This is a genomic window from Cupriavidus sp. CuC1, from assembly GCF_044627735.1.
GTDB lineage: Bacteria > Pseudomonadota > Gammaproteobacteria > Burkholderiales > Burkholderiaceae > Cupriavidus > Cupriavidus ulmosensis.
Genome location: NZ_JBIUHC010000002.1, coordinates 125040 through 144041, shown reverse-complemented (window position 1 = coordinate 144041; position 19002 = coordinate 125040). Strand labels below are relative to the sequence as shown.

Below are 19002 nucleotides of genomic sequence, written 5' to 3'. Positions count from 1 at the left end.
GACCCCTTTCCCAATGTTTAGTTTCTGGAAGAAGCGCAAGGCCGAACCGGCCGGTGCGCCGCCCGAGGTGCAAAGCCCGGCGCCCGCCGCCACACCGGCCGCGGCGCCCGCCAGCGCGCCAACCCCCATTCCCACGGCCGGGCCTGCCCCGGCCGCCGTCGTTTCCGTCCCGACAACCCCCATCGAGCCGGTCCAGAGCGTGCCTGCGGCCGCTGCCGAGGAACTGGTGCTGACCCCGCCGCCGGCCGCCTCCGCCGAGGCCAGGCGCGGCTGGATGCAGCGCCTGCGCACCGGGCTGTCCAAGACCAGCCGCAACCTGGGCACGCTGTTCGTTGGCGTCAAGGTCGACGAAGACCTGTTCGAGGACCTGGAAACGGCCCTGATCATGGCCGACGCCGGCGTGGAGGCTACCGAGCACCTGCTGAGCGCCCTGCGGCGCCGCGTCAAGACCGAACGCATCGACACCGCCGAAGGCGTCAAGGCCGCGCTGCGCGACCTACTGACCGACCTGCTGCGTCCGCTCGAGAAAACCATGTCACTGGGCCGCGAGCAGCCGCTGGTGATGATGATCTCGGGCGTCAACGGCGCCGGCAAGACCACCAGCATCGGCAAGCTGTGCAAGCACTTCCAGAGCTATGACCAGTCCGTGCTGCTGGCCGCCGGCGACACCTTCCGCGCCGCCGCGCGCGAGCAGCTGACCATCTGGGGCGAGCGCAACAACGTCACCGTGGTCTCGCAGGAGAGCGGCGACCCGGCCGCGGTGATCTTCGACGCGGTCAACGCGGCACGCGCACGCAGCATCGATATCGTGATGGCAGATACCGCGGGCCGCCTGCCCACGCAGCTGCACCTGATGGAAGAGCTGAAGAAGGTCAAGCGCGTCATCGCCAAGGCGATGCCGAACGCGCCGCACGAGTCGCTGCTGGTGATCGACGGCAACACCGGCCAGAACGCGCTGTCCCAGGTCAAGGCGTTCGACGACGCGCTGGGCCTGACCGGGCTGATCGTGACCAAGCTCGACGGCACCGCCAAGGGCGGCATCCTGGCCGCGATCGCGCGCCAGCGCCCGGTGCCGGTCTACTTCATCGGCGTGGGCGAGAAGGTCGAAGACCTGCAGCCTTTCAATGCCGAGGAATTCGCCGACGCGCTGCTCGGCTGAGCGGCAAACCGGCCCACCAGAAGAAAAGCCCCGCAATCGCTTGCGGGGCTTTTTCTTTTTGCGCACTGCCGGGGCTTAGCCTGCCAGCTTACTCAGCGTCCGGCTGCGCCTTGGGCTCGGCTTGCCGGAACGCGGGCAGCGCCATGCAGGAGTCGAACACCTTGGCGATGGCCGGGTAGCGGGCCACGTCGATATTGAAGCGCTGCGCGTTGAACACCTGCGGCACCAGGCAGATATCGGCCAGCGTCGGCGTATCGCCGAAGCAGAAGCGCCCTGCCTTGCCCGAGCGCACAAGGTTGGTATTCACCGACTCGAAACCCAGCTCGACCCAGTGGCGATACCATGCGTCCTTGGCCTCCTCCGCCACGCCCAGCGTGTGCTTGATGTACTTCAGCACGCGCAGGTTGTTCAGCGGATGGATCTCGCACGCGACCTCCAGCGCCAGGGCGCGGATGTAGGCGCGGTCGAGCGCGCTGCCCGGCAGCAGGGGCGGCTCGGGATGCGTCTCGTCGAGGTACTCGACCATCGCCACGGACTGGATCAATACATGATCGTCATCCAGCAGGGTCGGCACCAGCGCATCGGGGTTCAGCGCCCGGTAGGCCGGCAGCAGTTGCTGGCCGCCGTCGCGCAACAGATGGACCGGCATGTACTCGTAAGGCAGGCCCTTCAACTGCAGGGCGATGCGCACACGGTACGAGGCGGAGCTGCGAAAGTAGCTGTAAAGCTTGAGCATGGGCTCAGACTACCTTGACGGTGAGCTCGCCCACGCCTTCGATCTTGCACAGCATGACATCGCCCTTGACCACCGGGCCCACGCCTTCTGGCGTGCCGCTGTAGATCAGGTCGCCGGGTTGCAGCTCGAACAGCTTGGAGAGATAGGACACCATTTCGGGCACCGACCAGATCAGGTCCGACAGGTCGCCGCGCTGCTTCTCGACGCCGTTGACGGCCAGCGTCACCGCGCCCTTCTGCGGATGGCCGATGACGGACACCGGCACGATCGGGCCGATCGGGGCGGACTTGTCGAAGGCCTTGCCGGTTTCCCAGGGGCGGCCAGTCTTCTTCGATTCGTTCTGCAGGTCGCGGCGCGTCATGTCGAGACCAAGCGCGTAGCCAAACACGTGGCTCGCGGCGTCCGCCTCGGCGATGTCCTTGCCGCCCTTGCCGATGGCAACGACCAGCTCCACTTCGTAGTGGCAGTTGCTGGTGCCCTGGGGATAGGGGAAGGTGCCTTCGGTACCGTCGGCGACATAGCTCACGGCGTCGGCGGGCTTGCAGAAGAAGAACGGCGGCTCGCGATCCGGATCCGAACCCATTTCACGGGCATGGGCGGCATAGTTGCGGCCCACGCAGTAAACCCGGCGCACCGGGAACTGAGCGCTGCTGCCACGCACGGGCACGCCATGGGGCGCCGGCGGGGCAAATACGAATTCGGTCATCCATCTCTCCAGACTTGTGTACTGTGTTTTAGGCTACGCACCGGCATGCGGCGTCGCCAGCAGACGCCCCCCGCCGCGAGCAGGGCAATAGCATACACCTGCGTTTCCTGCCGCGTATGGCACTGGGCATTGAATCCGGGAAACCCCGCAATACAATTAAAAGCATCTCGGCGCGAATCTTGCATGGAACGAGAGATTCCAAGTGACGCCATGAACAGACGCCCCCCAGCCCCTTCCAGTCCGACGAGTCCGGCGAGTCCGGCGAGTCCGGCGAGCCCCGCGCCCGCCGCGGCGAGTTCACGCGCGCTGCGCATCTTGCTGGTGCGCGATCCGCATGACGAGGATCCGCTCAATATCGAGACGATACGTGCCGGGCTTGTATCGGCGGGCTTCACCGACATCGAAACGGTGGATGCCGACCTGCGGCTGCCCGACGCCATCGCCGCGCGGCAGCCGGACCTGATCATCATCGCCTCGGAGTCCGCCGCGCGCGATACGGTCGAGCATGTGTGCGTGTCGACCCAGCATGCGCCGCGCCCCATCGTGCTCTTCACGGACAACGACGACGCCCAGCGCATCAAGGCCGCGCTGACGGCGGGCATCACCGCCTACATCGTCGACGGCCTGCGCGCCGAGCGCGTGAAGACCGTGCTGGACGTGGCCTATGCGCGCTTCGAACTGAACCAGGAACTGCGCGCCGAACTCGATGCCACGCGGCTGCAGCTGGCCGAGCGCAAGGAAGTCGAGCGGGCCAAGGGCCTGCTGATGAAGGAGCGCGGCATGACCGAGGACGAGGCCTACAAGCGGCTGCGCAGCATGGCGATGGAGCGCGGTATCAAGCTCGTCGAGGCGGCGCGGCGGGTCATCGATGTGATGAGTTAAGCCCCGAATCAGCCCCATTGGCGTTTCGATACGCCCCGCACGCGCTTGGTGCAATGCACAAAGATGGCGCGACAGGAACACCTCCCACGCACCGGCACCGCACCGGCGCAGCTTTCGTTCGCCCGCTTCCGGCTCCTGCGCCCTTCGCTCCTGCTCTGCCATTCCGACAACAGCCCGTTCCACCCTTGGCACGCCGCTTGCGTAATCAAGGCATCGGCCAACGACGGCCGATCACATACCGATGTGCGCCGCCAACGACGGCCGCGCCGCATCACGGGACAACGGCGTCCTGACCTGCCCCCGCATTTCTGGCGAAAGCGGAGCAGTTCAGGACGCTTTTTATTTGGAGCCGTGTCAATGCCCTCTCGCCTGAAGATTACCAAGCCGCTGCATTCAGCAGTTGCCACCGACGCCAGCATCACTGGCGCCGATGCGGTGCCCGCCAGCAGCGGACGGCGCCGCGCACTGGCCACCATCGCCGGTGCCAGCGTGATCACCCTGGTTGATCCCCTGGTACGCGCTGGCGCATGGGCAGCCGGCTCCGACGCACCGGAAAAGCCGGAGGTACGGATCGGCTTCATCCCGCTGACGGACTGCGCCTCGGTCGTGATGGCGGGCACGCTCGGCTTCGACAAGAAGTACGGCATCAAGATCACGCCCACCAAGGAAGCCTCCTGGGCCGGCGTGCGCGACAAGCTGGTCAATGGCGAACTCGATGCGGCACATGTGCTCTACGGCCTGATCTACGGCGTGCAGCTTGGCATCGGCGGCCCCAAGAAGGATATGGCCGTGCTGATGAACCTGAACCACAACGGCCAGGCCATCACGCTGTCGTCCAAGCTCGCGGAGAAAGGCGTCAAGGACGGCGCCAGCCTGAAGGCGCTGATGATGAAGGAAAAGCGCGAGTACACCTTCGCCCAGACCTTCCCCACCGGCACCCACGCCATGTGGCTGTACTACTGGCTGGCCGCCAACGGGATCAACCCGATGCAGGACGCCAAGGCCATCACCGTGCCGCCGCCGCAGATGGTGGCCAACATGCGCGTAGGCAACATGGACGGCTTCTGCGTGGGCGAGCCCTGGGGGGCGCGCGCCATCGCCGACAAGATCGGCTTTACCGCGGAGACCACGCAGGCGATCTGGAAGGACCACCCGGAGAAGACCCTGGGCACTACGGCCGAGTTCGTGCAGAAGTATCCCAACACGGCGCGCGCGATGGTTGCCGCCGTGCTCGACGCATCGAAGTACATCGACGCTTCGGCCTCCAACCGCCGCAAGACCGCCGAGACCATTGCCGCCAAGTCCTACGTCAACACCGACATGGACATCATCCTGGACCGCATGCTGGGCCGCTACAGCAACGGCCTGGGCAAGACCTGGGACGACCCGGACTCGATGAAGTTCTACCAGGACGGCATCGCCAACTATCCCTTCCTCTCCGACGGCATGTGGTTCCTCACGCAGCAAAAGCGCTGGGGCTTGCTCAAGGAGCATCCGGACTACCTGGAGGTGGCGAAGAAGGTCAACCGCATCGACATCTACAAGCAGGGCGCCGCCGCGGCGCAGGTGCCGCTGCCCAAGAGCGACTTGCGCACCGCGAAGCTGATCGACGGCGTGGTATGGGACGCCAGCAAGGACCCGAAGGCCTACGCCGACGGTTTCAAGATCAAGGCCTGACGCGCACGCGCCCTGGCGTGATTCCGATTTTGTTTGCCGCTTGAACGCCGGCGTGGCGACACGCCGGCTCCTGAAGGAGCCTGACGTGAATGCACTAGCCCAGCCGGCCCCGCATGCTGCCAACCAAGCCGCCCCTGCAGATGCCGGCACCACCGCCGAGCTCGCCGTGGTTGGCGACCAGCAAGCCCATGAGCGCGCCGAGCGCCGCGCGCTCGCAGCACAAGCCGATGCGCGCCGCGCGGCGCGGCGCGACGCCATCGCCGCCGTCGTGCTCAAGGTGATACCGCCCGTAGCAGGCTTTGCGCTGTTCCTGCTGATGTGGCACGGCATCGCCACCATGATCCCCGCCATCCCCACGCCGGCCGCCACCTGGCATGCCGCCGTGCCGCTGTTCGCCGACCCGTTCTACCGCAACGGCCCCAACGACCAGGGCATCGGCTGGAACGTGCTGGCATCGCTGGCGCGCGTGGCGGCAGGCTTCGGGCTGGCGGCGCTGATCGGCATCCCGGCCGGCTTCGCGCTGGGCCGCTTTGCCTTTCTCAACGCCATGATGGCGCCCATCATCAGCCTGCTGCGCCCGGTCTCGCCGCTGGCGTGGCTGCCCATTGGCCTGCTGCTGTTCAAGTCCGCAAACCCGGCGGCAATCTGGGCCATCTTCATCTGCTCGATCTGGCCGATGGTGATCAATACCGCCGTGGGCGTGACCCGCGTGCCGCAGGACTACCTGAACGTGGCGCGCGTGCTCGACCTGTCCGAATGGAAGGTGTTCACCCGCGTGCTGCTGCCGGCCGTGCTGCCGTACATGCTCACCGGCGTGCGGCTGTCCATCGGCACCGCGTGGCTGGTGATCGTGGCCGCGGAAATGCTCACTGGCGGCACCGGCATCGGCTTCTGGCTATGGGACGAGTGGAACAACCTGAAGGTGGAACACATCGTCATCGCGATCTTCATCATCGGCGTGGTCGGGCTGCTGCTCGAATACGCGCTGCTCAGCCTGGCCAAGCGCTTCAGCTACGGCAACTAAGCCGCCAAGACGCCAAGTCGGCTACCGCGCCCTGGCACCCAAGGAGAACCTCATGGAAAAGTTCGTCCGTATCGAGAATGTCGGGCAGACCTTCAAGACCAAGAAGGGGCCGTTCGTGGCCCTGCGCGATGTCAACCTGACCATCGCCAGCGGCGAGTTCATTACGCTGATTGGCCATTCGGGCTGCGGCAAGTCCACCTTGCTCAACCTGCTGGCCGGGCTGGACCGGCCCAGCGCCGGCGCGCTGATCTGCGCCGAGCGCGAAATCGCCGGCCCGGGCCCGGATCGGGCGGTGGTGTTCCAGAACCATTCGCTGCTGCCCTGGCTGACCTGTTTCGACAACGTCTACCTTGGCGTGGAGCGCGTGTTCGGCGGCAGCGAAAGCAAGGCGCAACTGAAGGCCCGCACGCATGACACGCTGGCCATGGTTGGCCTGACCCACGCCGAAGCCAAGTATCCGCAGGAGATCTCGGGCGGCATGAAGCAGCGCGTGGGCATCGCCAGGGCGCTGGCCATGGAGCCCAAGGTGCTGCTGATGGACGAGCCCTTTGGCGCGCTGGATGCGCTCACCCGCGCGCACCTGCAGGACGAGCTGATCAAGATCGTGGCGAAGACGCGCAGCACGGTGGTGATGGTGACCCACGACGTGGATGAAGCGGTGTTGCTGGCCGACCGCATCGTCATGATGACCAACGGCCCTGCGGCCACCATCGGCGAAGTGCTGAAGGTGGACCTGCCACGGCCGCGCGAGCGCATGGCGCTGGCTGGGGATAAGGACTACCACGCATGCCGCACGGCAGTGCTGGACTTCCTGTACCGCAAGCAGCGCAATCCCGCCCTGAAGGAAGCCGCCTGAGCCGGTGCAATGAGGGGCCTGGCGCTACGGCGCCGGGGGCGAAGCCGGGCCGGGGTTGCGGCTGTCATGGGCACGGCCGGCTCGCTCCGCTATCATGGACTTCAAACCACATAGTCCCAACCCGCCATGACCACCACGCCCACCTCCCCTGCGCCTCCCGCCGCCCCTGCTTTCGCTGCCGCGAAGTACATCAAGGAAATCGGCCGGGGCGTCAACGGCGCCCGTGCGCTGCCGCGCGAAGACGCCCAGGCGCTGTTCGATGCCATGCTGGCGGGTCGCGTGGCCGATATCGAGCTGGGCGCGGTGCTTATGGCCTATCGCATCAAGGGCGAGGCGCCGCACGAGCTGGCCGGCATGCTCGATGCCGCACACGCGCATTGCCTGCCGCTGGCCGGCCCGGCGGACCGCATCGTGGTGTCCATCCCCAGCTACAACGGCGCGCGCAAGCAGCCCAACCTGGTGCCGCTGCTGGCGCTGCTGCTGGCGCGCGAGGGCATACCTGTGCTGGTGCACGGCTCCCGCCAGTTCAACGGGCGCGTCACCAGCATCTCGCTGTTCGAGGCGCTGGGCATCGCGCCTTGCGGCTCCGTGGCGCAGGCCGAATCCCAGCTGCGCAGCAAGGACGCCCAGCCCGGCCCGCTGGCCGTGCTGCCGATCGACGTGCTGTCGCCGGCGCTGGCCCGGATGCTGGACAAGCGCATGCAGATCGGCTTGCGCAACTCCGCGCATACGGTGGTCAAGATGCTGCAGCCGGTGGGCGCGCACTCCCCGGCCGAGGCGCTGCGGCTGTATAGCTACACCCACCCCGAGTACCGCGAAACCCTGACCGACTATTTCTCGCGCGAGCCCGCCAATGTGCTGCTGGCGCGCGGCACCGAAGGCGAGGTGGTGGCGGACGCCCGGCGCAACAGCCGCATCGACTGGCTGCACGACGGGCATCAGCGTACTTTGGTCGACCCGACTTCCGGCTCCATCGTGGAAGTGCCGGAGTTGCCGCCCGGCAGCGACGTGGACCAGACCGCGGCCTGGATCCGCCTCGTGCTGGACGGCAAGCTGCCCGTGCCCGCCCCGATCGCCACGCAGATCGACGCCATCCGCGACTGCCTGCAGCAAGGCACGCGGGTAGCCTGGGCCAGCCCGGTCTGAGCCGGGCCGGCTGCGCGGGCGCCTCTGGTCAGCGCTTGCGCTGGGGCAGGGGGATGCGGTCGTCTTCCCCCGGCACTCGCGGGAACTGGTCATCCTCCCAGCGCTGGGAGGCCGCTTCGATCGCCTCCTTGGTGCTGGCAACGAAATTCCAGAAGATAAAGCGATGGCCGTCGGTCGGGTCCCCGCCGAGCAACATCACGCGCGACGCCACCTGCGCCGTCAACGTCACCGGCTGGCCCGGCACCAGCACCGCCAGGTGCCGCTCCGGCAGCACCTCGCCGTCCAGCGCGATGGTGCCGTCCACCGGGTAGACGCCGCGCTCGGCATGCTCCGCCGGAATCTCCAGGCTGGCGCCCGCCTCGAGCTCAATGGCTACATAGAGCGTGCGGCTAAACACCTTCACCGGCGCCTCGGCGCCAAACGCATCGCCCGCAATCACCGTCATGCGTACGCCAGGGCGCTCCAGCTTGGGCAGCGTCGCCGCCGGATGGTGATGGAAGGACGGCTCGACGTTCTCGTGCTCCTTGGGCAGCGCCACCCAGGTCTGGATGCCGTGCAGGCGTGGCCCGGCATCGCGGGCGGCCTGGGGCGAGCGCTCCGAGTGCGCGATGCCCCTGCCCGCCGTCATCCAGTTCACGTCGCCCGGCCTGATGACCTGCTTGCTGCCCAGGCTGTCGTGGTGAAGCATCTCGCCCTCGAACAGGTAGGTGACCGTGGCCAGGCCGATATGCGGATGCGGGCGGACATCCGCCCCCTCTCCCGGCGGCATGGCCACCGGGCCCATGTGGTCGAAGAAGATGAATGGGCCGACAGTCTGGGTTGCCGCGGCGGGCAGCAGGCGGCTCACGGCAAAGTCGCCGAGGTCTCGGGTATGCGGCTTGAGCAAGTGTTCGATAGCAGACATGAATGTTCCCCGGTTTGGTCGATGCTGGCGCGCAGCACCACTGAGATAAATGAAAAGAGTGTAGCTGCTAGCGAAACACAGCATCTCATCTGGCGACAGAACCGGCAGGAGTAGCAGCCCTCTAATCATTGTCCGATCGTTGGCGCACCCGCGTGAGATAGTGGCCTCGCCACATCCCTCGCCACATCACGCAAGATGTCGGTTTAAAACACTATGCAGAAGCAATATTCGATTACCAGGAACTATCAACCCTATTGTCACTCGAACTTAGCAGTCACCCGGCTTGAGTGCTAATATGTGTTGCAATGCAGTGCGAGACCCCCAAAAGGTCCGCGCACGCGGGCAACCCACCCGCCGGAATGCGAAAGGAGCAATCGAGTGAACGCGGTCTTATCTGCTGACCAAACCCAAATGACCAACCGTCTGCCTACGGTGCCGCAGGGCGCAGGGACGTTTGCGCTGACCTTTCCCGGAACGCTGGGAAATATCGACAGCTATATCCAGGCTGTCCACCGTATTCCCCTGCTTACCCCCGAGGAAGAGCAGCGGCTCGCGCGCGAGTTGCGCGAGCACGACTCCGTCGATGCGGCGCGCCGCATGGTGCTGTCGCACCTGCGCCTGGTGGTGTCCATCGCCCGCCAGTACCTCGGCTATGGCCTGCCCCACGCAGACCTGATCCAGGAAGGCAATATCGGCCTGATGAAGGCCGTGAAGCGCTTCGACCCGGACCAGGGCGTGCGGCTGGTGTCGTACGCCATGCATTGGATCAAGGCCGAGATCCACGAATACGTGCTGAAGAACTGGCGCATGGTCAAGGTGGCTACCACCAAGGCCCAGCGCAAGCTGTTTTTCAACCTGCGCAGCCACAAGCAGGGCGCCCATACCTTCACGCCGGAACAGATCGACGCGGTTGCGCGCGAGCTGAACGTCAAGCCGGAAGAAGTGATGGAGATGGAAACCCGCCTGTCGGGCGGCGACCTGGCGCTCGAAGGGCAGATCGACGATGGCGAAGAAGACTTCGCGCCCATCGCCTACCTGGCCGACAACCACAACGAGCCGACCCGCGTGATCGAGGCCCAGCGCCACGACCGCCTGCAGGTGCAAGGCCTGGAAGAAGCGCTGTCCAAGCTCGACGACCGTAGCCGCCGCATCATCGAGGCGCGCTGGCTGCAGGTCAACGACGACGGCTCGGGCGGCTCCACGCTGCATGAACTGGCTGACGAATTCGGCGTTTCCGCCGAACGCATCCGCCAGATCGAAACCGCGGCGATGAAGAAGATGAAGGGTGCGCTGCAGGCCTTTGCCTAAGGCTGAAGCTCAAGCTCAAGCGCGCCAGAAATAAACAGGGCCGGTCTCGCGACCGGCCCTGTTTTATTTTTCCCGCCGGTTTCGCGCCGGCGGCTCGCCTCAGGACAGCAGCTGCTTGAGGTCGTGCACGATCGGCTCCGGCCCCTGGCCGTGGCGGATAAACAGCCGCAGCTTGCCGCTCGGGTCGAACACATAGCTGCCCGCCGAGTGATCCATGGTGTAGTTGTTCGGCGAAGTGCCCGGCACCTTGGCGTAGAACACCTTGAAGTCCTTGGCAACCTTCTGCAGCGCGGCATCGTCGGCCGGGCGCATGCCCAGGAAGCGCGGATCGAAAGCCGGCACATACTGCGCCAGCAGAGCCTGCGTATCGCGCTCCGGATCCACCGTGACGAACAGTACCTGCACCTTGTCGGCGTCCGGACCCAGTTGCTCCATCACCGCCTTGAGCTCGGCCATGGTGGTCGGGCACACGTCCGGGCAATGCGTATAGCCAAAGAACATCACTACCGCCTTGCCCTTGAAGTCGCCAATGGAGCGCACCTTGCCGTTGTGGTCGGTGAGGACGAAGTCCTTGCCGAACTCACTGCCGCCGGTGATATCGACGTTCTTGAAGGAAGCCTTCTGCTGACCACATGCCGCCAGCAGCAGCGAGCACAGGGCCAGCAGGCAAAACCGGCGGAAAGTCGCGAAGGTGGGGAGAAAGGCTGAAGGGAAGCGGTTTGGCATGCGAGTTCGGGTGGTGTTGACGGGCCGGACCGCCCGGCAGGCGGCTGGACGCGACAAGGTCACATTAACAGATGACACGCAGTATCGCCGATCGGGGCCGCCACGCGCGCAGGCCGCGACAAGATGCCGCAAGCCTGCCCGGCCCGCTCAGGCCTGCGGCAGGAACTTGAAGTAGTGATCGACCAGCAGCGCGGCGAACAACAGCGAGAGATACAGGATCGAGAAGCGGAAGGTGCGTTGCGCCAGCGCGTCCGAGTAGTTGCGATACATCTTCCACGAGTAGGCCAGGAAACCGCCCCCCAGGACCAGCGCGGCCGCCAGGTAGATATAGCCGCACATGCCGTACACAAAAGGCAGCAGCGTGGCCGCGATCATGATCAGCGTGTACAGCAGGATGTGCAGCAGCGTGAAGCGCTCGCCGTGCGTCACCGGCAGCATCGGCAGGCCGGATTTGGCGTAGTCGGCGCGGCGATACAGGGCCAGGGCCCAGAAGTGCGGCGGCGTCCACGTAAAGATGATCAGCACCAGGAACCAGGCTTCCGCCGGCAGGTCGCCCGCGACCGCCGCCCAGCCGAGCGCCGGCGGCATGGCGCCGGACAGGCCGCCGATGACGATGTTCTGCGGCGTGGCCGGCTTGAGCAGGATGGTGTACACCACAGCGTAGCCGACGAAGGTGGCCACGGTCAGCCACATGGTCAGGTCGTTGGTGTAGACGTGCAGCAGCCACATCCCTGCCCCGCCCAGCACTGCGGAGAAGACCAGCGTCTGGATGGTGGTGATCTCGCCGGTGGCCGACGGGCGCCATGCGGTGCGGCGCATCAGCGCGTCGACCTTCTGCTCCACCAGGCAGTTAATGGCGAAAGCGGCACCTGCCAACAGCCAGATGCCGGCAGCGCCCCCGATCAGCACCGGCCACGGCACCATGCCGGGCGTGGCCAGGAACATGCCGATGATGGCGCAGAAGACGGCAAGCTGCGTCACCCGCGGCTTGGTCAGGGCGGCGTATTGGCGGACCAGGTGGCGAACCCGTCCGAGGGGATGTGTGTGGGTAGCTGTAACCACTGAGGAGTTCTTGTCTTTCATGTGGCGCGCGCGGCGGCCGGCACGTCGGTAGCGATGTCAGCGGACCGGGCCGCGAGCCCTATATTGTAGTTGAGGCGAACCAGGAGCAGCAGCAAGACCGCCGCGCCGCCGTTATGCGCCACCGCGGCGCCCAGCGGCCAGTCGAACACGATGTTCGAAAGGCCGGTGGCCAGTTGCAGCGCGAGAAAGCCCAGCAGCCAGCCGGCGCTGCGCGCAAGGCCGCCAAGGCGGCGCGCCTGCAGGCCGAACCAGGCCAGGAAAGCCAGCACGACAAGAGCAAAGCCGCGATGCACCCAGTGGATCGCTACCAGGGCCGAGTGTGGAATGTAATCGCCGTCTGCGGTCATGCCGAGCTGGCGCCACAGCGTGAAGCCGTGACGGAAGTCCATGTCCGGCACGAGCTGGCCGTTGCACAGCGGAAAGTCGGTACATGCCAGCACCGCATAGTTAGTGCTCACCCAGCCGCCCAGGAAGATCTGCAGCACCAGCAAGGCCAGCGCAATGCGCGCCGGCCAGCGCAGCCCGGCCGCCTGCGGCGCGACCCGCAGCGGCGGGTCGTTGCGCGAGCCCAGCCAGATCAACGCCGCCAGCAGGCTCATGCCGAGCATCAGGTGCGTGACCACGATGATGGGCTGCAGCTTGAGCGTGACCGTAAAGGCGCCGAACGCGCCCTGCACGCACACCAGCAGCAGCACGCCGGTGGCGAACCAGGGCGACTGCTTGAGCTCGCGCCGCTTGACCCAGGCCAGCACCATCAGCGTGATGATCAGCACGCCGACCGCCATGGCGAAGTAGCGGTGGATCATTTCGATCCACGCCTTGGTAATGGTCACCGGCCCACTGGGCAAGGCCGTCTCGGCGGCGCGGATGTGCTCCTGCGCCGCATGCGGGTTGGAGTGGCCATAGCAGCCCGGCCAGTCGGGGCAGCCCAGGCCGGAGTCGGTCAGCCGCGTAAAGCTGCCGAACATGATCAGGTCCAGCGTCAGGAAGGCGGTGATCCAGACCAGCTTGCGGTACTTGTTGCGATCCCCCTTGACCAGCACATAGCTCAAGGGGAACAGCGCGATCAGGACGCCGATGATGGCGAGTTGGAGCAGCATGCGCGCCTCAACCGATGTGAGAGTACTTGAGCAGCTTCTTCAGGTCGGAGCTCATCTTCTTGGGGTCCGGCTCCTTGGGGAAGCGCATCATCAGGTTGCCCAGCGGATCGACCAGGAACAGGCTGTCCTCGATCCGGGCACCCGGTTGCGCCGGCAGCCATTTCTGCATGGCTTCACGGTTGGCGCGCAGGAAGCGCACGCCGGCATACGGCTCGTTGTAGGCGGCCGACAGGCGGGAATCGACAGCGCCGTCGTCGCTGATCAGCCATACCGGCACGATGCGCTCGCGGTCCTGCCCCTGCCCCGCGCGGATCTGGCGGATGGTGAACAGCTTCTTGGTGCAGGCTTCGTCGCACGCCGCGCCATCCGCGGTCACCAGCAGCCACTTGCCCTTGAAACTATCCAGCGGCACGGACTCCGCGCGCTCGTTGGCGATCTGTATCGCAGGCATGGGGCGCTGCGGATCGATGAGCGTGCCGTAGTTGGTGGAGCCGCCCGCCGGCTTGAACACGTAGTACGTCAGGTAGGAAGCGATGACGGGCGAAGCGCACACCAGCAGGAGCAGCAGCATCTGGATGCGGCCGCGGCGGGTGCGGGCGTCGATGCGCGGGTCTTGCGGCGCGGCGCGGGCGGCCTGGGCCGAAGCGGGATCTGGTTGTTGCATAGCGTTTCGTCTGTCTGTCGTTAGGGGCGGTTGCGCTCATCTGAGCGCAACACGTCGCTGTGGTTCGTGGGTGCTGCCGGGGCCGCCTGCGGGCTTGCTCAAGCCGCCATGCGGGCGGCGCGCCGCCAGCTCAGCGCCACCAGCAGCACCAGGGTCAGCGCGGCCAGCCCGAACCACTGGAAGGCATAGCCATAGTGGCGATCTGCGCCGATGTCCGCTGGCGCCCAGTCGCGCGCCAGCCCGTCGCCGTTGTCGTTGCGCTGTTCCAGCACAAAGGGTTGCAGGGGCACGCCGAGTTCCCTGGCGTAGGCGGCGAGATCCACATTCTGGCGGATCTTCTGGCCGGCCTCGGCATCCGCGCCCTGGCCAAGGCTGAAGACCCTCGGCACGGTCGCCAGCGCGGTGCCGTCCAGTTCCACCTCGCCTTCCGGGGTCGGGAATGGCGCGATATGTGTGCGATCCTGCGCATCGCGGGGCAGCCAGCCGCGTAGCACCAACACCGCCGGGGCGGAAGCATCGCCCCCTGCAACCCGCAGCGGCGTGAGCACCATGAAGCCGGCACGGCTATCGGTCCCGTTGCCGTGGGGGCGATTGTCCAGCAAAACCGTATGCGCTGCATCGAAGCGGCCGCGCACGTGCACGCGCCGCTCCGCCACCGCCCCATCCACCAGGCTGCGCCCTATCTCCAGCGGCGGCTGAGCTGCCAGCGCCTCGAGGCGCGCGGCCCGCGCCACTTTTTCATGGGCCCGGTTGAGCTGCCAGTTGCCCAGGGCACAGGTGACGGCGATCACCACCAGCGCGGCGATGGTGGGCAGCGGGCTCAGTGCGCGCCAAAGCTTCACGTGCGGCCTCCCCGGCATTTCCCGAGGGCGTTGCCACGCGCGCCGATGCGATAATGGCACTTCATCCCTAGCAGACCCCGCGCTTGCGGGCCCTCCATGCGTATCGTCATCCTCATCGCGTTCTTCCTCATCATCGGTAGCCTGGCCTCCGCCCTGTTCTTCATGATGCGCGACCGCGGCAGGACGCCAAACATGATGCGCTCGCTGATGTTCCGGGTCGGCTTCTCGGTGGCCCTGTTCGTCTTCATCCTGTTCTCGCACTGGATGGGGTGGATACAGAGCACGGGCATCCGCATGGCGCCCTGAAGCTGGCGCGCTTCCGGCGCCCCTTGGCTACGCCAGGATCGAACTACAAAAAACAAGCGCCGCAGGCTGGCTACTTCCCCTGCGGCGCTTGTTTTTTTGTTGTTCCCCGCGAGCAGAGGAGGAACCTCCCCCGCGACGCCGCCGGCGTGGCCGGCGGGCACTGCGATCGGGTGTCTTACAGCCAGTACACCACGATGTAGAGGAACAGCCACACCACGTCGACGAAGTGCCAGTACCAGGCGGCGCCTTCGAATGCGAAGTGATGGTCAGGCGTCAGCTGGCCCTTGAGCACGCGCACAAGCACCACCGTCAGCATGATCGCGCCGAGCGTCACGTGGAAACCGTGGAAGCCGGTCAGCAGGAAGAAGGTGGAACCGTAGATGCCCGAGGTCAGCTTGAGGTTCAGCTCCGAATATGCATGATGGTACTCATACACCTGGAAGCACATGAAGATCGCGCCCAGCAGGATGGTCAGCACCAGGCCCTGGATCAGCTGGCTGCGCTTGTTGGCCAGCAGCGCATGGTGCGCCCAGGTCAGCGTCAGGCCGGACATCAGCAGCAAGGCGGTGTTGATCGTGGGGATCGGCCACGGACCCATGGTCTGGAAGCTTTCCACGACCCCCGCCGGTCCGAGGTTCGGCCATACGGCGGCGAAGTCGGGCCACAGGATCTTGTTGTTCAGGTCGCCCAGCCAGGGCATGGCGATGTTTCGGGCGTAGAACAGCGCGCCGAAGAACGCTGCGAAGAACATCACTTCGGAGAAGATGAACCAGCCCATCGACCAGCGGAACGACAGGTCGATGTTCTTGCCGTACTTGCCCGTCTCGGATTCGTTGATCGCCTCGCCGAACCAGCTCTTGAGCACGAACAGGAACCACAGCAGGCCCAGTCCGCACAGGTACGGCCCCCAGGTCTGCCCGTTTACCCAGCCAGCAGCACCCCCAGCCGTCAGCAGCAAGCCAAAGCTAGCCGTGATCGGATGGCGCGAGGGGCCCGGTACGAAGTAGTACGGAGCGTTTGCGCGGTTCGCACTCATTCTTTTTTCTCCAGCTCAGAGTCTCTGATTCAGTAATCGTTATCCGCACATCCAGCCCTGACGAAGGCCGGCGGCATGCTTTTGCCCTGCTCTTTTTACTTGTTCCTACCCTGCCCTGTACGTTGCGCTGCGTGGCCTCACCCTACCACCACACGCACGACCGTGATCAGCACCGCGATCAGAATGGCTACCCCGATCAGGCCGGCAATGATCACATGGACCGGGTTGAGCTGTGCCATGTCGCGCTCGTGCTCGCTCCCCTTGCGCAGGCCGATAAACGACCAGAACACCGCGCGCAGGGTTTGCGCAAATGACAGCTTGCGCTTGACCGCGTCCTTCATCTCATCCACGGCTTACCCCCCAACAACCACTACAACTGCAAATTCAAATGCCCTTGCCCGCACCGGCCGGCTGCGCGTCGAGCGGACCTTGCGGCGCTTGCGCCACCGGCGACCCGATCTCGAAGAAGGTATAGGACAGCGTAATGTTCTTCACGTCTTTCGGCAGGTCCGGATCGATCACGAACACCACCGGCATCTCGCGTGCTTCCTTGGCCTTCAGTGTCTGCTCCTTGAAGCAGAAGCACTCGATCTTCTTGAAATACTGCGTGGCCAGCTTGGGCAGGTAGCTCGGGATGGCCTGCGCCGAGATATCGCGTGCCTGGCCGTTCGCCACTTCGTAGACGATGGTGGTCATCTCGCCCGGGTGCACTTCCATGCTGCTCTTCACCGGACGGAAGGCAAAGGGCCCGCGCGCGTTGGAGTCGAACTCGACCGTGATCGTGCGGGTCTTGTCCACCTGCGTGTTCTTGACCTGGCCACCGTACAGGTCCCGCGTGGTCACCACGTTCAGCCCGGTGATCTCGCAGATCTTCTTGTACAGCGGCACCAGCGCATAGCCAAACGAGAACATCAACGCCACCACCACCAACAGCCGCAGCATCATCCCGCGGTTGAACTTCTTGTCGGTGGCATTGCTTGACTGCTGGTTCACGCTCATCTCAATACCCTGCAGCTTCAGCCGAGAAAGATCATCTTGGCGAAGAAACCCAAAAAGAAAACCATCACGATCGAGAAAAGGATCAGGCCGAGACGACGATTGGAGGCCTTGCGGTCTGCCTGCGATGGACTTTTGTTTGGATCCTGCATAACACCTTGCTTGCGTGACGCGGAAGGACGGGCACTGCCCATCCTTCCGTGTCTATTGCGGCTTACCTGACTGCGGCTTACCTGACTTGCGGCGGCACTTCAAAGGTGTGGAACGGGGCCGGCGACGGCACGGTCCATTCCAGGCCCTCGGCGCCATCCCAAGGCTTGTCCCCGGCTACCTTGCCGCCACGATAGGACGGCAGCACCACGAAGAAGAAGAAATACACCTGCATCAGGCCAAAGCCCAGTGCGCCGATCGACGCAATCGCGTTGAAATCCGCGAACTGGGTCGGGTAGTCGGCATAGCGACGCGGCATGCCGGCCAGACCCAGGAAGTGCATCGGGAAGAAGGTGATGTTGAAGAAAATCATCGAACCCCAGAAGTGGATCTGGCCGCGGGTTTCGTTGTACATGAAACCGCTCCACTTCGGACCCCAGTAGTAGTAGCCCGAGAACATCGCGAACAGCGAGCCAGCCACCAGCACATAGTGGAAGTGGGCCACGATGAAGTAGGTGTCCTGCAACTGGATGTCGATCGGGGCAACCGCCGGCATCAGGCCGGTGAAGCCGCCGATGGTGAACACGAAGATGAAGCCGATCGCGAACAGCATCGGGGTCTCGAAGGTCATCGAGCCGCGCCACATGGTAGCGATCCAGTTGAAGATCTTCACGGCCGTGGGCACCGCGATCAGCATGGTGGCGTACATGAAGAACAGCTGGCCGGTCACGGGCATGCCGGTCGTGAACATGTGGTGAGCCCACACGATGAACGACAGGATGGCGATCGAGGCGGTCGCGTAGACCATCGAGCTATAGCCAAACAGGCGCTTGCGGGCGAAGGTCGGCACGACGTGCGAGACGATCCCGAACGCCGGCAAGATCATGATGTAGACCTCGGGGTGGCCGAAGAACCAGAAGATGTGCTGGTACATCACCGGGTCGCCGCCGCCGGCCGCCGAGAAGAAGCTCGTGCCGAAGTGACGGTCGGTCAGCACCATGGTGATGGCGCCAGCGAGCACGGGCATCACGGCGATCAGCAGGTAGGCGGTGATCAGCCAGGTCCAGCAGAACATCGGCATCTTCATCAGCGTCATGCCAGGTGCGCGCATATTGAGCACCGTGACGATGATGTTGATCGAGCCCATGATCGACGACGCGCCCATGATGTGCATGGCGAAGATCGCCATGTCCATGCCGGGGCCCATTTGCACCGACAGCGGCGCGTACAGGGTCCAGCCGGCGGCGGTGGCGCCACCCGGTGCGAAGAACGACAGCACCAGCAGCAGCGCTGCCGGGGGCATCAGCCAGAAGCTGAAGTTGTTCATCCGCGCGAACGCCATGTCGGATGCGCCGATCTGCAGCGGGATCATCCAGTTGGCGAAGCCGACGAAGGCCGGCATGATCGCGCCGAACACCATGATCAGGCCGTGCATGGTGGTGAACTGGTTGAACAGTTCCGGGCGGAAGAACTGCAGGCCCGGCTCGAACAGCTCGAGACGGATCAGCAGTGCCAGCGCGCCGCCAGACAGCAGCATGGTGAACGAGAACAGCAGGTACAGCGTACCGATGTCCTTGTGGTTGGTGGCAAACAGCCAACGGCGCCAGCCATGCGGTTGATCGTGGTGATCGTCATGCGCGTGGTCGTGCGGGTGGGCGAGCGCGTCCGGGGTAGCAGTACTCATCGCGAAAACTCCTGAAA

The 19002-nt window shown here is 65.2% G+C and carries 21 protein-coding genes; 8 read left to right on the top strand and 13 right to left on the bottom strand.

The genetic code is table 11. The features are described 5' to 3' along the window. Positions 1-13 precede the first annotated feature (13 nt). Positions 14-1159, top strand: coding sequence for a signal recognition particle-docking protein FtsY (gene ftsY, locus ACGLHR_RS01480; RefSeq protein WP_400091466.1), 1146 nt, complete (start codon positions 14-16; stop codon positions 1157-1159). 88 nt (positions 1160-1247) lie between these two features. Here ftsY and maiA read toward each other — a convergent pair whose 3' ends face one another. Both maiA and ACGLHR_RS01470 read right to left on the bottom strand, forming a co-directional pair. Beyond that, positions 1248-1895, bottom strand: a complete 648-nt coding sequence (maiA, locus tag ACGLHR_RS01475; protein ID WP_400091465.1) for a maleylacetoacetate isomerase — start codon at positions 1893-1895, stop codon at positions 1248-1250. 4 nt (positions 1896-1899) lie between these two features. After that, the gene (locus tag ACGLHR_RS01470; protein ID WP_400091463.1) at positions 1900-2601 is read right to left on the bottom strand and encodes a fumarylacetoacetate hydrolase family protein; all 702 of its coding nucleotides are present in this window, start codon (positions 2599-2601) and stop codon (positions 1900-1902) included. Between the two features lie 210 nt (positions 2602-2811). On the opposite strand from ACGLHR_RS01470, the gene ACGLHR_RS01465 reads away from it, so the two are divergent. The 5 genes from ACGLHR_RS01465 to ybiB all read left to right on the top strand — a co-directional run bounded on the left by ACGLHR_RS01465 (position 2812) and on the right by ybiB (position 8186). Next, the gene (locus ACGLHR_RS01465) at positions 2812-3483 is read left to right on the top strand and encodes an ANTAR domain-containing protein (RefSeq protein WP_318231601.1); all 672 of its coding nucleotides are present in this window, start codon (positions 2812-2814) and stop codon (positions 3481-3483) included. Positions 3484-3840: 357 nt separating this feature from the next. After that, positions 3841-5160: a CmpA/NrtA family ABC transporter substrate-binding protein gene (locus ACGLHR_RS01460; protein ID WP_400091461.1), complete on the top strand. Its 1320-nt coding sequence runs from the start codon at positions 3841-3843 to the stop codon at positions 5158-5160. 85 nt (positions 5161-5245) lie between these two features. Then, positions 5246-6184, top strand: a complete 939-nt coding sequence (ntrB, locus tag ACGLHR_RS01455) for a nitrate ABC transporter permease (RefSeq protein WP_400091458.1) — start codon at positions 5246-5248, stop codon at positions 6182-6184. Between the two features lie 52 nt (positions 6185-6236). Continuing rightward, positions 6237-7040: an ABC transporter ATP-binding protein gene (locus ACGLHR_RS01450; RefSeq protein WP_400091456.1), complete on the top strand. Its 804-nt coding sequence runs from the start codon at positions 6237-6239 to the stop codon at positions 7038-7040. A 126-nt stretch (positions 7041-7166) separates the two neighbouring features. Next, a complete protein-coding gene (gene ybiB / locus ACGLHR_RS01445) occupies positions 7167-8186 on the top strand; it encodes a DNA-binding protein YbiB (protein ID WP_400091454.1) in 1020 nt (339 codons plus the stop codon). A 28-nt stretch (positions 8187-8214) separates the two neighbouring features. Here the strand turns inward: ybiB and ACGLHR_RS01440 are convergent, their stop codons facing one another. Further along, positions 8215-9090 (bottom strand): pirin family protein, encoded by an 876-nt coding sequence (locus ACGLHR_RS01440; protein ID WP_400091453.1) that lies wholly within the window; start codon positions 9088-9090, stop codon positions 8215-8217. Positions 9091-9501: 411 nt separating this feature from the next. Between ACGLHR_RS01440 and rpoH the strand changes: the two genes are divergently transcribed. Then, a complete protein-coding gene (gene rpoH / locus ACGLHR_RS01435; protein WP_006159460.1) occupies positions 9502-10398 on the top strand; it encodes an RNA polymerase sigma factor RpoH in 897 nt (298 codons plus the stop codon). Positions 10399-10497: 99 nt separating this feature from the next. Here rpoH and ACGLHR_RS01430 read toward each other — a convergent pair whose 3' ends face one another. From ACGLHR_RS01430 to ACGLHR_RS01410, 5 genes are all read right to left on the bottom strand, one after another. Continuing rightward, a complete protein-coding gene (locus ACGLHR_RS01430; RefSeq protein ID WP_267605391.1) occupies positions 10498-11124 on the bottom strand; it encodes an SCO family protein in 627 nt (208 codons plus the stop codon). A 147-nt stretch (positions 11125-11271) separates the two neighbouring features. After that, entirely contained in the window at positions 11272-12207 is a 936-nt protein-coding gene (gene cyoE, locus ACGLHR_RS01425; RefSeq protein ID WP_318231604.1) for a heme o synthase, read from the bottom strand. Beyond that, entirely contained in the window at positions 12204-13307 is a 1104-nt protein-coding gene (locus tag ACGLHR_RS01420; RefSeq protein ID WP_400091449.1) for a heme A synthase, read from the bottom strand. Before ACGLHR_RS01420 ends, cyoE begins: the two co-directional genes overlap by 4 nt. A 7-nt stretch (positions 13308-13314) precedes the next feature. Further along, entirely contained in the window at positions 13315-13971 is a 657-nt protein-coding gene (locus tag ACGLHR_RS01415) for an SCO family protein (protein ID WP_400091448.1), read from the bottom strand. A 98-nt stretch (positions 13972-14069) separates the two neighbouring features. Beyond that, entirely contained in the window at positions 14070-14831 is a 762-nt protein-coding gene (locus ACGLHR_RS01410; protein WP_400091446.1) for an SURF1 family protein, read from the bottom strand. Between the two features lie 78 nt (positions 14832-14909). Here ACGLHR_RS01410 and ACGLHR_RS01405 point away from each other — a divergent pair, with 78 nt between their 5' ends. Then, on the top strand, positions 14910-15119 hold the full coding sequence (locus ACGLHR_RS01405; protein ID WP_006159466.1) for a twin transmembrane helix small protein: 210 nt from the start codon (positions 14910-14912) through the stop codon (positions 15117-15119). 175 nt (positions 15120-15294) lie between these two features. Here the strand turns inward: ACGLHR_RS01405 and ACGLHR_RS01400 are convergent, their stop codons facing one another. The 5 genes from ACGLHR_RS01400 to ctaD all read right to left on the bottom strand — a co-directional run bounded on the left by ACGLHR_RS01400 (position 15295) and on the right by ctaD (position 18985). Beyond that, the gene (locus ACGLHR_RS01400; protein ID WP_400091444.1) at positions 15295-16155 is read right to left on the bottom strand and encodes a cytochrome c oxidase subunit 3; all 861 of its coding nucleotides are present in this window, start codon (positions 16153-16155) and stop codon (positions 15295-15297) included. Positions 16156-16292: 137 nt separating this feature from the next. Then, complete coding sequence (locus tag ACGLHR_RS01395; RefSeq protein ID WP_035861042.1) at positions 16293-16505, bottom strand: DUF2970 domain-containing protein; 213 nt, start codon at positions 16503-16505, stop codon at positions 16293-16295. Positions 16506-16539: 34 nt separating this feature from the next. After that, positions 16540-17154 carry a cytochrome c oxidase assembly protein gene (locus ACGLHR_RS01390; RefSeq protein WP_267605383.1) on the bottom strand — a complete coding sequence of 205 codons (615 nt, stop codon included), beginning with the start codon at positions 17152-17154 and terminating at the stop codon, positions 16540-16542. Positions 17155-17171: 17 nt separating this feature from the next. Continuing rightward, the gene (locus ACGLHR_RS01385) at positions 17172-17303 is read right to left on the bottom strand and encodes a cytochrome oxidase small assembly protein (RefSeq protein ID WP_006159470.1); all 132 of its coding nucleotides are present in this window, start codon (positions 17301-17303) and stop codon (positions 17172-17174) included. A gap of 77 nt (positions 17304-17380) precedes the next feature. Further along, positions 17381-18985 carry a cytochrome c oxidase subunit I gene (gene ctaD, locus ACGLHR_RS01380; protein WP_400091441.1) on the bottom strand — a complete coding sequence of 535 codons (1605 nt, stop codon included), beginning with the start codon at positions 18983-18985 and terminating at the stop codon, positions 17381-17383. Between the last annotated feature and the right edge of the window lie 17 nt (positions 18986-19002).